This is a genomic window from Streptomyces sp. NPDC049887, assembly GCF_040656535.1.
Lineage (GTDB): Bacteria > Actinomycetota > Actinomycetes > Streptomycetales > Streptomycetaceae > Streptomyces.
Window position 1 is genome coordinate 94,854 of the sequence record NZ_JBFAMM010000028.1, and the last position, 13,892, is coordinate 108,745.

12 protein-coding genes are annotated in these 13,892 nt (G+C 71.2%); 8 read left to right on the top strand and 4 right to left on the bottom strand.

Features of this window, described 5'->3' with window-relative positions:
* Positions 1–108: 108 nt before the first annotated feature.
* Entirely contained in the window at positions 109–1,476 is a 1,368-nt protein-coding gene (locus AB0J10_RS27905; protein WP_363065220.1) for an FAD-linked oxidase C-terminal domain-containing protein, read from the top strand.
* A gap of 126 nt (positions 1,477–1,602) precedes the next feature.
* Here AB0J10_RS27905 and AB0J10_RS27910 read toward each other — a convergent pair whose 3' ends face one another.
* On the bottom strand, positions 1,603–2,106 hold the full coding sequence (locus tag AB0J10_RS27910; RefSeq protein WP_363065221.1) for an SsgA family sporulation/cell division regulator: 504 nt from the start codon (positions 2,104–2,106) through the stop codon (positions 1,603–1,605).
* A gap of 274 nt (positions 2,107–2,380) precedes the next feature.
* On the opposite strand from AB0J10_RS27910, the gene AB0J10_RS27915 reads away from it, so the two are divergent.
* Positions 2,381–3,910: an RDD family protein gene (locus AB0J10_RS27915; RefSeq protein WP_363065222.1), complete on the top strand. Its 1,530-nt coding sequence runs from the start codon at positions 2,381–2,383 to the stop codon at positions 3,908–3,910.
* Between the two features lie 86 nt (positions 3,911–3,996).
* Entirely contained in the window at positions 3,997–4,791 is a 795-nt protein-coding gene (locus AB0J10_RS27920; protein WP_363065223.1) for an RDD family protein, read from the top strand.
* Here AB0J10_RS27920 and AB0J10_RS27925 read toward each other — a convergent pair.
* Positions 4,777–5,091: a hypothetical protein gene (locus AB0J10_RS27925; protein ID WP_363065224.1), complete on the bottom strand. Its 315-nt coding sequence runs from the start codon at positions 5,089–5,091 to the stop codon at positions 4,777–4,779. The two genes, AB0J10_RS27920 and AB0J10_RS27925, sit on opposite strands and share 15 nt — an antisense overlap.
* Positions 5,092–5,518: 427 nt before the next feature.
* Here AB0J10_RS27925 and AB0J10_RS27930 point away from each other — a divergent pair, with 427 nt between their 5' ends.
* Positions 5,519–7,951: an immune inhibitor A domain-containing protein gene (locus AB0J10_RS27930; RefSeq protein WP_363065225.1), complete on the top strand. Its 2,433-nt coding sequence runs from the start codon at positions 5,519–5,521 to the stop codon at positions 7,949–7,951.
* 365 nt (positions 7,952–8,316) lie between these two features.
* Positions 8,317–8,631 (top strand): hypothetical protein, encoded by a 315-nt coding sequence (locus AB0J10_RS27935; RefSeq protein ID WP_093660467.1) that lies wholly within the window; start codon positions 8,317–8,319, stop codon positions 8,629–8,631.
* 175 nt (positions 8,632–8,806) lie between these two features.
* On the opposite strand, the gene AB0J10_RS27940 is transcribed toward AB0J10_RS27935, so the two are convergent.
* Both AB0J10_RS27940 and AB0J10_RS27945 read right to left on the bottom strand, forming a co-directional pair.
* Positions 8,807–9,391, bottom strand: coding sequence for a nicotinamidase (locus tag AB0J10_RS27940; protein ID WP_363065226.1), 585 nt, complete (start codon positions 9,389–9,391; stop codon positions 8,807–8,809).
* 163 nt (positions 9,392–9,554) lie between these two features.
* A complete protein-coding gene (locus AB0J10_RS27945; protein WP_363065227.1) occupies positions 9,555–10,886 on the bottom strand; it encodes a nicotinate phosphoribosyltransferase in 1,332 nt (443 codons plus the stop codon).
* A gap of 92 nt (positions 10,887–10,978) precedes the next feature.
* Here AB0J10_RS27945 and clpS point away from each other — a divergent pair, with 92 nt between their 5' ends.
* The 3 genes from clpS (at position 10,979) to AB0J10_RS27960 (ending at position 13,829) form a co-directional block, all read left to right on the top strand.
* A complete protein-coding gene (clpS, locus tag AB0J10_RS27950) occupies positions 10,979–11,290 on the top strand; it encodes an ATP-dependent Clp protease adapter ClpS (RefSeq protein ID WP_026165308.1) in 312 nt (103 codons plus the stop codon).
* The gene (locus AB0J10_RS27955) at positions 11,290–11,886 is read left to right on the top strand and encodes a DUF2017 domain-containing protein (RefSeq protein WP_363065228.1); all 597 of its coding nucleotides are present in this window, start codon (positions 11,290–11,292) and stop codon (positions 11,884–11,886) included. Before clpS ends, AB0J10_RS27955 begins: the two co-directional genes overlap by 1 nt.
* 503 nt (positions 11,887–12,389) lie before the next feature.
* Entirely contained in the window at positions 12,390–13,829 is a 1,440-nt protein-coding gene (locus AB0J10_RS27960) for an amino acid permease (RefSeq protein WP_363065229.1), read from the top strand.
* Positions 13,830–13,892 lie beyond the last annotated feature (63 nt).

Genomic DNA, 13,892 nt, shown 5'->3' on the forward strand with positions numbered 1-13,892 from the left:
ACGATCACTGTGCGCCACCCTCCGGTCCCGTACGAAGTGCCCACCCGGCGGAGCGACGCGGATCGCAGACGGGTTCACACCGATGGCCCCCGGTGCGAATCTGGGATCATGGACGATCTCCTCTCCCGGCTCGGCGAGAACCTCCCGCCCGAAGCCCTGATCACCGATCCCGACGTCACGGCCTCGTACCGCAACGACATGGCGAGCTTCTGCGACGCCGGCACCCCGGCCGTCGTGGTGCTGCCGCGCACGGTCGAGCAGGTCCAGCACGTCATGCGCACGGCGACCGAACTGCGCGTCCCCGTCGTACCGCAGGGGGCCCGCACCGGACTGTCCGGCGCCGCCAACGCCTCCGACGGCTGCATCGTCCTCTCCCTCGTCAAGATGGACCGCATCCTGGAGATCAGCCCGGTCGACCGGATCGCCGTCGTGGAGCCCGGTGTCGTCAACGCCGTGCTGTCACGGGCCGTCGGCGAGCACGGGCTGTACTACCCGCCGGACCCGTCCAGCTGGGAGACGTGCACCATCGGCGGAAACATCGGCACCGCGTCCGGCGGCCTGTGCTGTGTGAAGTACGGCGTCACCGCCGAGTACGTCCTCGGCCTCGAGGTCGTCCTGGCCGACGGCCGGCTCCTCAGCACCGGCCGCCGCACGGCCAAGGGTGTCGCCGGCTACGACCTCACCCGGCTCTTCGTCGGTTCGGAGGGGAGTCTCGGCATCGTTGTCAAAGCCGTGCTGGCGCTCCGGCCGAAGCCGCCCCAGCAGCTCGTCCTCGCCGCGGAGTTCCCCTCGGCCGCCACCGCCTGCGACGCCGTCTGCGCGATCATGGAGCGGGGGCACACGCCGTCGCTGCTGGAGATCATGGACCGTACGACCATCCGGGCCGTCAACGCGATGGCGCAGATGGGCCTCCCGGACACCACCGAGGCGCTGCTCCTCGCCGCCTTCGACACCCCCGATCCCGGACCCGACCTCGCCGCCGTCGGGGAGCTGTGCGCCGCGGCGGGCGCCACTCAGGTCGTCCCCGCAGAGGACGCGGCAGAATCGGAGCTGCTGCTCCAGGCGCGCCGGCTGTCGCTGACCGCGCTGGAGGCCGTCAGGACCGCGACGATGATCGACGACGTCTGCGTGCCGCGTTCCCGGCTCGCCGCGATGATCGACGGCACCGCGGCCATCGCGGAGAAGTACGACCTCACGATCGGCCTCTGCGCCCACGCGGGCGACGGCAACACCCATCCGGTCGTCTGCTTCGACCATCGCGACCCCGGCGAATCCGCCCGCGCCCGCGAGTCGTTCGACGAGATCATGGCCCTCGGCCTGGAGCTCGGCGGCACGATCACCGGCGAACACGGCGTGGGCGTCCTCAAGAAGGAATGGCTGGCCCGCGAACTCGGCCCGGTCGGAGTCGAGATGCAGCAGGCCGTCAAGAACGCCTTCGACCCGCTCGGCATCCTCAACCCCGGCAAGCTGTTCTAGTCGTACCGCCCAGCCGGGTCGGTCGGGTTCACGTCTGCGGGCCGTTCCCCACCGGCACGCGCACCCCCACCTCCGGGGCCCGGCACTCCGGACGACGCCGGGCCGCCCTTCCCGCCGCCACGCCGGCTAGGCCTCACCGTCCATCGGATCCTCCGAGGGGCGGGGGCCGTCGCCGCCGAGGGCCGCGGAGGGACCGCGGCCGTGCAGACCGTCGGCCGGGGCCGGGGCGAGCAGTTCCGCCAGCTCGGTCTCGAACCCGAGGTGCTCGGGCTCCGTCCCCGGCGGAACGGCTCGCAGCGTCCGTTCCAGCCACGCCGACACCTGCGCGGAGGGGGCCTCCAGCAGGGCCTCGCCGTCGGGCGAACTCAGCGCTATGCGGACGACGCTCCGCCCGCCGTCCCTCGTGGGCCAGACCCGGACGTCCCCCTCACCGCACGCCCGGAAGACACCCTCCACCATGAGTTCACGGGCGAACGTCCAGTGCACGGGATGCTCGGACCCGACGTGGAAGGTGATGTGCACGGCATACGCGTCATCCCCCCGGTAGGTGAGCCTGGCCGGCACGGGGACACTGCGCTCCGGCGACAGGACCAGCTTGAGCTCCAGCTCTCGTTCCACCACGGTGTGCATGAGACTGCGACTTCCTTTCCTGGTACGGGGCCCTGGAGCGGGCCACGCAGGGAGAGAGCGCCATCCCCGCCGACTATTACGCGACTTCCTCCCCCAACTTCTCAGTGACCCGGCACGCGGTCGCGGCAGTGCCGTGCAGCGATACCGGAAAGTGGGCCTTACGCCGGGACCGGCCCAGCGCGGCGCGGCGGTCTGATAGATGTGGACCCTTGAATCGACCCCCTCGACCCCCTCGACGCCCTCGACGTCCTCCAGGAGATACGGGACCACGGTGATGAGCGCCCCCACCCCGGCAACCGGCGACGGCAGCCCCACGCCTGGCTACTACCCCGATCCGTCCATCCCGGGATACGTCCGGTACTGGAACGGCACGGCGTGGGTGCCGGGCACGAGCCGGCCGGCGCCCAAGGACGGCGAGACGATGCCGGCGTCACCGCCCTCGGCACACGCGACGTCCGCGCCGCCCCCGGCTGCGGTACCGCCCGCCCCGGCCGTGCCGGCGGTCGAGGAGACGGGCCCCGTCTTCCTGGACGAGGACCCGGATCCGTCCGCGGGCGGTCGCCCGGATCAGTCCGCCGCCTGGCAGGCAGACGCCTCGCGCCAGTCGGGCTTCGGCGGCGACCGCGACCGCCGGGTCTCCTGGGGCTCCGCATCCCGGGACCCGCACGCCGGAGGTCTGCCGGGCTCCGGCGCGGACGCCTCGGCACCGGTCGCCGGGCAGGCATGGGACAGTCCGGAGGCCACGGCCCAGGGCCCCCGTGCGGGGGGCGCGGCGGGAGCCGGCACGAGCGACGGTGGGGGACCGTCCGGGGTCCGGTTCGACCGGCCGGCCGGCCGGCAGGCCCTCGACGACGACCCGGAGCCGGCGGGCGCCGGGCCGGACCCGACCGGTGGCGCCCTGCCCGGTGTGCGCAGTGTCGGCGGGCCCGCCGAGGAACCGGAGCGGCCGGTGTCCGACGGCACCGTCACGACGCGCGCCGCCCGGCGTCCGCAGCGTGGCGCGCCGACCGCCGAGGGCACGATGTCGATCCGTACGATGACGCCCTCCCCGCAGCAGCCCGCGCAGCCGCGGGCGGCGCGGGCACAGGCCCCAGCCCAGGCGCCGCCGCAGGTGCCGGCCCAGGCGCCGGCGCCCACGCCCCCCGCCCAGCAGGAACCGGAGCCGCAGCAGCCGCCCGTGTCCGCGGGCTCGGGCGGTGGGTCCGCCTCCTGGGCGCAGCAGGTCCACCGGCTGGCGCAGACGCCCGAGGAGGAGCCGCCGGTCGTTCCCTGGAAGCCCCCGGTCAGCGACCCGTTCCTGCTGGCCGCCCAGGCACAGGCCTCTGCCCGGCCCGCGAGGCTCGGTCGGCGGTTCGCGGCCCGGCTCATCGACACCGCCGTCCTGGGTGCGCTCGTGGCCGCCGCCTCGTATCCGTTCGCCGCCGCGGCACTCGCGCACATCGACGAGAAGATCCAGGCGGCGAAGCTGTCCGGGGAGACGGTCACCGTCTGGCTGATCGACGGTACGACCGCCTTCCACCTCGGGCTCTCGCTCATCACGATGCTGGTGCTCGGCACGCTCTACGAGGCGCTGCCCACCTCCAGGTGGGGGCGTACGCTCGGCAAGCGGCTGCTGGGGCTCCAGGTGCGGGACATCGAGTCGCACGAGCCGCCGTCGTTCGTGGCCGCCCTGCTGCGCTGGCTGGTGCACGGCGTCCTGGGCGTGCTCGTCGTCGGCCTTCTCAACGTGCTGTGGTGCGTCTTCGACCGGCCGTGGCGGCAGTGCTGGCACGACAAGGCCGCGCGCACCTTCGTGGCCGGCTGACGCTCCGTTCGTCCCGTTGGCCCTGCCGTCCCCCGAACGGCTCGTGAGCCGTTGCGGGGCCCGGTGGGGCGGGGTGCACTGCCCCCATGAGCAACGACCGGCCGCCCGGCCCGCCGCCCGAGGACGATCCGTTCCGCAAGAGGCCACAGGAGCCGCAGGAGCCCACGCCCCCGGGCGGGCAACCGCCCCCCGGCGGCCCTCCGCCGAGCGAGGGGCCCTACGCGCCGCCGCCCGGTGGGGGCGGTCCCTACGGCACCCCGCCGCCCGGTGGCGGCCCGCACGGCGCCCCGCCGCCCGGGGGGCCTCCGCCGCCCGGTGCCGGCTCCCCTTACGGTGCCCCGCCGCCGCCGTACGATCCGCACGCCTACGGGGGCGATCCCTACGGAGGAGGGGGCGATCCTCTGCACGGGATGCCCCCGCTGGCCGACTCCGGCAAGCGCATCCTCGCGCGCGTCGTCGACTGGCTGATCGTCGCCATTCCGCTGTTGATCATCGGCATCCCGTTCGGGATCTACGACAGGGTCGCGTCCGGGGACGGCTTCGACGAGTGGGTGGCGAGCAGCAGTACCGGCGGGCAGTGGGTGTTCCAGCTCATCTCGATCATCGCCTACGTCGGCTACGACACCCTGATGGTGCGCAGTTCGGGCCAGACCCTGGGCAAGAAGCTCATGAACATGCGCGTGGCGATGCTCAACGACGGGAGCAAGCCCGACACCGGCTCCTCCCTGACGCGTGCCGTGGTGCTCTGGCTGCCGCAGTTGATCTGCTGCCCGTGCCTGTGGCCGCTGATCCTGCTGATCCTCATCCTGGTGGACAAGCCGTACAAACAGGGTCTGCACGACAAGGCCGCCAAGACGGTGGTGGTGTCAACGGCGCCCTGAGTGCTGCCCGACGCGGTGCCGGTCCGAGGTGTGGGCGACCGGCACCCGGGCGGAGGGCTCCGCGGGGAGGTGGCGGTCCTCGACGGCGGCCGCACGGCTTCGACCGGCCGTGCGCGCCGCCTTCGTCCTGTCCGGCACCGGCAGGCTCACGGCGACCAGCAGGCCCAGGGTGAGGGCGGTGACCCCGACGACGGCGACCCCGAGCGCCGTCGTCGCACGGGAGATCAGAAGCATGGCGACGGTCGAGACGACGACGGTGGCCGAACCGTAGGCGAGCTGTGCGGCAGTCGGACGCGGCATGACGGTTTCCGTCCCTCGAAGGCATCGATGTCGGTGGTGTGTCGCAGCGGTCGCCCGGTCCGGCGGCCCTACGAGGGTGGATGCCCGAGGGGAACCAGCAGTAAGCGTGACCTAACCCACGGTACCGGTGCACTGGGGGCGCATCGAGTCACATGTCTCAGGAACCGGCCGTGCGGGTGCGCCTGTTGGCAGGAGGGCCGGGGCACGAGAGGGGTGCCGCGGCGGACCGGGCCGTGAACGAGCGCAATGCGTCCGCTATCCGGAACTGCGCTACTGCATAGTGCAGTTGGCCTGTGCAAGTCAAGGTCTGTTTTTTCTCCGTCAACTCCGGTCGAATGTCGTCACTTGTGACGCGCTGCCGCGAGCGGATCCACCCCACATTCCTTGGACCCGCGGTACGCCGGCGCGCGGGGGAGGACACCTTCAAGTGACAGGCAAGCGACGGGCGATCAGAGCGTCCGCGGTGCTCGTGGCACTGGCCACGACAGGGGCAATGGCCGCGGCGCTCACCACGGCCCAGGCAGAGAACAGGCCCTCCGGGGCCCCGGGGGTCGAGCGCCACGATCCGGCGCCCGGCTCCGAACACAACAAGGCCCACAAGGGCCACGTGGACCACGATCTCGAGGGTCCGTTCAGCAAGCAGCAGGAGCAGCAGCGCCAGGCGGCGCTGGAGCAGGTCATATCCGGGGACGCGACCGTGCAGAAGCGCGGCGCGTCCAAGGTCGTGAAGCTCGACGCCAAGAAGTACGTCGAGCTCGGCCGGGAGAAGACCGACAAGATCTTCACGATCCTCGTGGAGTTCGGCGACAAGGTCGACGACACCACGATGTTCGACCCGGACGGCGACGGTCCGAAGCCGCCCGTGCAGAAGTACGGCGGCACCCCCGGTCCGCTGCACAACAAGATCGCGCAGCCGGACCGCAAGGTGGACAACTCGACCGCCTGGCAGAAGGACTACAACCGGCAGCACTTCCAGGACCTGTACTTCGGCGAGGGCAAGGACAAGAAGGGGAAGCCCAAGCACTCGCTGAAGACCTACTACGAGCGCACCTCCTCCGGCCGGTACTCGGTCGAGGGCACCGTCTCGGACTGGGTCAAGGTCGACTGGAACGAGGCCCGCTACGGCTCCAACTACTGCGGCCAGTCCAACTGCAACAACGTGTGGGACGCGGTCCGTGACGGCGTCACCGCCTGGACCGCCGACCAGAAGGCCAAGGGCCGCACCGACGCCCAGATCAAGGCGGACCTGGCGCAGTACGACCAGTGGGACCGCTACGACTTCGACGGCGACGGCGACTTCAACGAGGCCGACGGCTACATCGACCACTTCCAGATCGTCCACGCGGGCGAGGACGAGTCGGCCGGTGGCGGCGCCGAGGGTGCGAACGCCCTGTGGGCCCACCGCTGGTACGCCTACGGCACCGACGCCGGCAAGACCGGCCCGGCGAACAACAAGGCCGGCGGCACCCAGATCGGCACCACCGGCATCTGGGTCGGCGACTACACCATGCAGCCGGAGAACGGCGGCCTCGGCGTCTTCGCCCACGAGTACGGTCACGACCTCGGTCTCCCCGACCTGTACGACACCTCCGGCGGCGGCGAGAACTCCACCGGTTTCTGGTCCCTGATGTCGTCCGGCTCCTGGCTCGGCACCGGCCAGGACGCCATCGGCGACCTGCCCGGCGACATGAACGCCTGGGACAAGCTGCAGCTCGGCTGGCTCAACTACACGAAGGCCAAGGCGGCGACGAAGTCGTCCCACAAGCTGGGTGTCGCGGAGTACAACACCAAGAACCCGCAGGCCCTCGTCGTCGAGCTGCCGAAGAAGAAGGTCACCACCAGCATCGTCAAGCCCGCCGAGGGCTCCATGCAGTGGTGGAGCGACATGGGTGACGACCTCAAGAACACCCTCACCCGCTCCGTCGACCTGACCGGTAAGTCCACCGCGTCCCTGGAGCTCACCGGCTGGTGGGACATCGAGGCCGACTACGACTACCTCTACACCGAGGTGTCGACGGACGGCGGAGCCAACTGGACCGCCGTCGACGGCACCGCCGACGGCGCGCCGATCACCCGTGACGCCTCCGACGCGCCGGCGCTCACCGGCCCGTCGGGCGCGCACAAGAAGCTCGTCTACTCGCTGGATGCGTACGCCGGCAAGAAGGTCGACGTCCGCTTCCGCTACCAGACGGACGGCGGCGTGGCGGGCAAGGGCTTCGCGGCGGACGCCATCGTGGTCTCCGCGGACGGCTCCCCGGTCTTCAGCGACAACGCCGAGACCGAGGCGGCCGGCTGGGCCGCCAAGGGCTTCTCCCGCATCGGCGAGTCCTTCACGGACGAGTACGAGCAGTACTACCTCGCAGAGAACCGCCAGTACGTCTCGTACGACCAGACCCTCAAGGTCGGTCCGTACAACTTCGGCTTCAAGGCGCCGAAGGACGGCTGGGTGGAGCACTACCCGTACCAGAACGGCCTGCTCGTCTGGCTGTGGGACACCTCGCAGAAGGACAACAACACCAGCCAGCACCCCGGCAAGGGGCTGATCCTTCCGGTCGACGCCAACCCCAAGGCCCTCAAGTGGGCCGACGGCACGCTGATGCGCAACCGCATCCAGTCGTTCGACTCGACCTTCAGCACCTTCCGCTCGGACGCCCTCACGCTGCACAAGGCGGACGTCCCCGCGCGGATCGCCGCCCACAGGGGCAACCCGGTCTTCGACGACCGCAAGGGTGTCTACTGGTTCGAGGAGAACCCGACCGCCGGTGTCCAGGTCCCGGACACCAACACCAGGATCTCGATCGTCAAGGAGCCGAAGAACGGCCAGACGATCACGGTCAAGGTCGGTCCTTCGGTCAAGTAGGACGCGTCACCGCTCAGGAGCGGGGTGTCCGCGCGCTCGTCGCGCGGGCACCCCGCTCCGTCGTGTCGGGCGGCGCACCGCCGGAGCGGCCCGCCGTCCGGGACGATCACCCGCCGGGGACGGTTTCCGGTCGTTCGGGGACTCGTTTGCGCCAGGGCGTCCGTTTGTTGACGCTCGGGTGAGCCCGGGAGTGGGTGAGATGTCCGCAAGGGGCGTTCCGTGGAGTGTCCCCTCGTCGATCAGTCGGTAAAATCGCAGGTCAGAGCGTGATCGACCGTTGCCCTCTAGCGGGCGACGGCCGATCGTGTTTAGGTGCGTCTGACGAAGTTCTTATTGACAGCAAGCTCACGGGGGAGTGATGCGGCGTGCCCGGCGGAGGTTTCTGCAAGCTGCCAGGAGGCAGTGTCGTGGTCGCGATAGGTCTGCCCGACCCGGCAGGCGGCGGCCGTACGGTGCGTGTGCTGGTGCACGCGGCGAACCGTGCGCGCGCACTGACGCGGCTGCGGAACCTGGGGCTGCGGGCGGTGTATCTGCGCGGTAACGCGGAGCCACCGACGCCGGACGAGATCACGGCCGTGCTGCACCATCCGGACGGACTGCTCTGGCGCACCCACGAGCCGCTCAGCCAGGAGCTCTGGCACCCCATCCGGGCCCTGCTGCGCCCGGCGCGCGGCGCCTAGCGGCGGGCCGCGGCGCCGGCGCGGTCGCCGGCAGGCCGCCGACGTGCTGCGAGCCACCCCGCTCCGCATGCCGCAAGCCTGTGGGCGTCCCGGCGCGGGCGCACCGGGGCGGCGGCGCGGGCGCGGAAGCCGGGCCGGCCTCGGCGGGCCCGGGGGGCGCCCGGTGGGGCGCCGGTCAGACCACCGGCTTGCCGGAGAGCTCCACGCCCGCCTGCCGCATCTGCTCCAGGGCCCGGTCGGTCGTCTCCTCGGAGACGCCGGCCGTGAGGTCGAGCAGCACATGCGTGCGAAAGCCCTCGCGTACGGCGTCCAGCGAGGTGGCGCGCACGCAGTGGTCGGTGGCGAGGCCCACGACGTCGACCTCGGTCACGTCGCGGGAGCGCAGCCAGTCGGCCAGCGTCACCCCGTTCTCGTCGGCGCCCTCGAAGCCGCTGTACGCCGCCTCGTAGGCGCCCTTGTCGAACACCGCCTCGACGGAGCCGCAGGCGACCGCGGGCGCGAAGTTCGGGTGGAAGCCCACGCCCTCCGTCCCGGCGACGCAGTGCGCCGGCCAGGAGTCCACGTAGTCCGGCCGCTCGGAGAAGTGGCCGCCCGGGTCGATGTGGTGGTCGCGGGTGGCCACCACATGGCGGTAGCCGGGCTGGGACTGGCCGATGTAGTCGGTGATGGCGGCGGCGACGTCCGCGCCCCCGGACACCGCGAGGCTGCCCCCCTCGCAGAAGTCGTTCTGAACGTCGACGACGATCAATGCGCGGTGCATGGCGGGTGTCCTTCGGTGGGTGCGGCTGGCGGGGGGTTGGTCGGGCGGGGTCGGCCGGGCGGCGACGTTTCGAGGGTAGAGACTCCAACCGCCTTGCGGGAGAGGGCCTTTGCCTGCTATCGGCCCTCTCGTCGTCCTCCCTCGGTCACCTGGTGTCCATCCTTCACATGAGGTACTCCGTGGGGATCACCGGCTCTCCGCGGGAGAGCTGCGTCGCGGAGATCGGCAGCGCAGCGCGCGCCGCGACGTGCCGTTCGCGGGCCGCGTCCAGGGGCTCGCGGGCGACGACCTCACCGCCCTTGACCAGCTGCGTCAGCAGCTGCCGGTCCACGAGGGGCTCCGGTACCGGGCCGGTGCCGAGCACCTCGGCCTCGGCGACGCCCTGCTCGTCCCGCCGGCGGGCGGCCCACTTGCGCCCGCCCACGGACAGCTTTCCGCCCGTCGACTTCTTCGCCACCGGCACCAGCGGCGCGTCCGGGGCGGCCGACTCGGCGCGGGCGACCAGCTTGTAGACCATGGAGCAGGTCGGGTGGCCGCTGCCGGTGACCAGTTGCGTGCCCACGCCGTAGGCGTCCACGGGTGCGGCGGCCAGCGACGCGATCGCGTACTCGTCCAGGTCGGACGTCACCACGATCTTCGTGTCGCGGGCGCCGAGGCCGTCGAGCTGCCGGCGCACCCGGTGGGCGACCATCAGCAGGTCCCCGGAGTCGATGCGCACGGCCCCGAGGCCGGTGCCTGCGATCTCCACGGCCGCACGGACGGCCTCGGTGACGTCGTAGGTGTCCACGAGCAGGGTCGTGCCGCGCCCGAGCGAGTCGACCTGGGCCCGGAAGGCGTCCCGCTCGGTGTCATGCAGAAGGGTGAACGCGTGGGCGCTGGTACCCACCGTGGGGATGCCGTACCGGAAGCCCGCCGCGAGGTCCGAGGTGGAGTGGAAGCCCCCGACGTACGCCGCTCGCGACGCGGCGACGGCGGCGAGCTCGTGGGTGCGCCGGGCGCCCATCTCGATGAGCCGGCGGCCCGACGCGGCCGCCGCCATCCGGGAGGCGGCCGCCGCGATCGCCGAGTCGTGGTTGAGGATCGACAGGATCACGGTCTCCAGCAGCACGCACTCCGCGAAGGAGCCCTCCACGCGCAGGACCGGCGAGCCGGGGAAGTAGACCTCGCCCTCCGGGTAGCCGTGGATGTCGCCGCCGAAGCGGTAGTCGGCCAGCCACCGCAGCGTCGGTTCGTCCACGATGCCGTGGTCCCGGAGGTAGCCGAGCACGCCCTCGTCGAAGCGGAAGTTCTCCACGGCGTCCAGCACGCGTCCGGTGCCGGCGACGACGCCGTAGCGGCGACCCTCGGGCAGCCGCCGCGTGAAGACCTCGAAGACCGACCGGCGGTCCGCGGTCCCCGCCTTCAGGGCCGCCTGCAGCATCGTGAACTCGTACTGGTCGGTGAAGAGCGCGGTCGACGGCACGGAGACCGGCAGACCCAGATCCGCAGTGTTCATACGTGCGATGCTAGCGCAGATTTCGTCAAAGTGACGAGATGTCGTCGGATCGGCCGGGGGCGTTTGTGCGACCGGGCCTCCCGGGTGGCAGCATGGGTGGAGTGACTGTGCCCCTAGAGATCGAACAGACCCAGTCGGCCGAGGAGACGTTCGCCGTACCCGAACCCGACGTTCCCTGGGTGACGATCGTCCACAACGATCCGGTCAATCTGATGAGCTACGTCACCTACGTTTTCCAGGCGTACTTCGGCTACTCCAAGGACAAGGCCCACAAGCTGATGCTCGACGTCCATCACAAGGGGCGCGCCGTCGTCTCCAGCGGCACCCGCGAGGAAATGGAGCGCGACGTGCAGGCGATGCACGGCTACGGACTGTGGGCGACGCTCTCCCAGGAACGTCAGTGATGGCAGGTCAGTTCGAGGCGCTGCCCGGCGGTGGCGCGGCCGTCGCGCTCGACGAGGTCGAGATCTCCATCCTGCGCTCCCTCGCCGTCCAGCTCCTGGAGCTGATCGGTCCCGGTGACGAGCCCGCCGAGGACGCGGACCCGCTCGCCGCGTTGTTCACGGAGGGGCCGAGCGAGCCGCCGTCCGACCCCGCGCTCGCGCGGCTCTTCCCGGACGCGTACGCCAAACCGGAGACCGAACAGGGCGAGGACGAGGAACTCCGCGAGTTCTCCGCCGAGTTCCGCCGCTTCACGGAGAACGACCTGCGCGCCCGCAAGCGCGACGACGCCCTCGCCGTCGTCCGCAACCTCGACGCGCTCACCGCGACGGGCGAGGGCGGGGCCATCCTCAAGCTCACCGCCGAGGACTCGCTGCACTGGCTCGGGGCGCTCAACGACCTGCGGCTGACCATCGGCACCCGGCTGGAGGTCACCGACGACGACGAGAGCGGCGACCTGTACCGGCTGCCCGACTCCGACCCGCGCAAGCCCATGGTGATGGCGTACCTCTGGCTCGGGGCGCTCCAGGAGACGCTGGTCGAGACGCTGATGCCGTAGCCGTAGCCGTAGCCGTAGCCGTAGCCGTAGCCGTAGCCGTGCCCGCCCCCGGTGGGCGCCCTGCGCCTCCCTCCCACCGGGCGACCGGCGCCGCGGGAGCTCCGCGCGCCCATGGCCCCGGATCGTCACGGCCCGTGGCCGACGTGCCCGACGGGGCACGCGATGCGTCACCGGCCGTCGTCGCGATCCGCTTTCCGCCGCCCGGTGTTCGCTCAACGGACGCTCAAATCCGGATAACGATCACATCACCCGGGCTCTGGGGTTTGGTGCATCAAGGGTGAATTGTCCGCTCCTCTCTGTGGGGTGCGCCACATCGGCATGGATCGATCGGCGACGCGCGCGTGATAGATCTTCACGATCTGCCGGGGACGCCACCCATGTCCCCGGGAGCGCTTGGACCGGCAGACCGCCGGTGGCACTCCATCCGTATCCGGGGGGATCAGGACCTGGTCCGCAGCCGAATCCAGTCGGCGCGGACCGGCACGGAGAAAGGCGCACCAACCATGACCTCGTTGCAGGTCGACGAGCACGCCGGCGAGGCCGGGGGTACTCCGCAGGAAGGCTACGAGCGAGGGCTCGGCAGCCGGCAGGTCCAGATGATCGCCATCGGCGGCGCCATCGGCGTGGGCCTCTTCATGGGGGCCGGGGCGAACATCGCCAAGGCCGGCCCCGGCATCATCCTGATGTACGCCCTCGCGGGCGTGGTCATCTTCTTCATCATGCGGGCGCTGGGCGAACTGCTGCTCTACCGGCCCGTCTCGGGTTCCTTCGCGGAGTACGCCCGCGAGTTCCTCGGCCCGTTCTTCGGCTTCGCCACCGGCTGGACGTACTGGCTCATGTGGGTCGTCACCGGTATGGCGGAACTCACCGCCGCCGCCATCTACGTGCACTTCTGGTTCCCGGAGATCCCGCAGTGGGTCAGCGCCCTGGTCTTCCTGGTGGTGCTCTTCGGCGTCAACCTGATCTCGGTGAAGATCTTCGGCGAGGTCGAGTTCTGGTTCTCGATGGTCAAGGTCACCGCGATCATCGGCATGATCGTGATCGGCCTCGGTGTGCTCACCCTCGGCTTCTCCGACGCCGGTGACACCGCCGCGGTCTCCAACCTCTGGGCGCACGACGGGATCTTCCCGAACGGCATCGGCTCCAGTCTGATGACCCTGCAGGGCGTCATGTTCGCCTATCTCGCCGTCGAGCTGGTCGGCGTCACCGCCGGCGAGTCCGAGAACCCCGAGAAGACGCTCCCCAAGGCCATCAACACGCTGCCCTGGCGCATCATCGTCTTCTACGTCGGCGCCCTCGTGGTGATCCTCTCCGTAGTGAAGTGGACCGAGTTCTCCGCGGGTGAGAGCCCGTTCGTCCACGCCTTCGACAAGATCGGCATTCCGCTCGCCGCCGGCATCGTCAACTTCGTGGTGCTGACCGCCGCGCTGTCCTCGTGCAACTCCGGCATGTACTCCACCGGCCGCATGCTGCGCGACCTGGCGTCCAACGGCGAGGCCCCGCAGGCATTCGGCCGTCTGAACGCCCGCAGGACCCCGGCCGTGGGCATCGCCGTCTCCGTCGCGCTCATGGGCATCGGCGTCGTCCTCAACTACGTCGTCCCGGAGAAGGCGTTCGGCTACGTCGTCTCGGTGGCCACCGCCGCCGGCATCTGGACGTGGATGATGATCCTGGTCAGCCACATCCGCTACCGCCGCGCGGTCGAGGCCGGCCGTCTCCCCGCCTCGTCCTTCCCGGCCCCCGGCGGCGCCCGGTTCAGCTGGGTCGCCCTGGCCTTCCTGGTCGCCGTGACCGGCATGATCGCCTACGACAGGGACTCCAGGGTCTCCCTGGTCGTCGGGGCGGCATGGGGCATCGGTCTGGCCGTCGGCTGGGCGGTCCTCAAGAAGCGCGACCCGCAGCCGGCCGAGCGCACCGCCGCTCACGCGGACGCCGCGAAGTAGCGGCACACTCCCTCCACGCCGGCCGTCGGCCGTGCCGGGCGACGACCGCCCGGCACGGCCGAC

Excerpts from the sequence above, each read along its gene's own strand:
- AB0J10_RS27905 (WP_363065220.1), top strand. The coding sequence starts at position 109 with ATGGACGATCTCCTCTCCCGGCTCGGCGAGAACCTCCCGCCCGAAGCC.
- AB0J10_RS27910 (WP_363065221.1), bottom strand. The coding sequence starts at position 2,106 with ATGCACACCGTGGTGGAACGAGAGCTGGAGCTCAAGCTGGTCCTGTCG.
- AB0J10_RS27915 (WP_363065222.1), top strand. The coding sequence starts at position 2,381 with ATGAGCGCCCCCACCCCGGCAACCGGCGACGGCAGCCCCACGCCTGGC.
- AB0J10_RS27920 (WP_363065223.1), top strand. The coding sequence starts at position 3,997 with ATGAGCAACGACCGGCCGCCCGGCCCGCCGCCCGAGGACGATCCGTTC.
- AB0J10_RS27925 (WP_363065224.1), bottom strand. The coding sequence starts at position 5,091 with ATGCCGCGTCCGACTGCCGCACAGCTCGCCTACGGTTCGGCCACCGTC.
- AB0J10_RS27940 (WP_363065226.1), bottom strand. The coding sequence starts at position 9,391 with ATGCACCGCGCATTGATCGTCGTCGACGTTCAGAACGACTTCTGCGAG.
- AB0J10_RS27945 (WP_363065227.1), bottom strand. The coding sequence starts at position 10,886 with ATGAACACTGCGGATCTGGGTCTGCCGGTCTCCGTGCCGTCGACCGCG.
- clpS (WP_026165308.1), top strand. The coding sequence starts at position 10,979 with ATGGGTGGAGTGACTGTGCCCCTAGAGATCGAACAGACCCAGTCGGCC.
- AB0J10_RS27955 (WP_363065228.1), top strand. The coding sequence starts at position 11,290 with ATGGCAGGTCAGTTCGAGGCGCTGCCCGGCGGTGGCGCGGCCGTCGCG.
- AB0J10_RS27960 (WP_363065229.1), top strand. The coding sequence starts at position 12,390 with ATGACCTCGTTGCAGGTCGACGAGCACGCCGGCGAGGCCGGGGGTACT.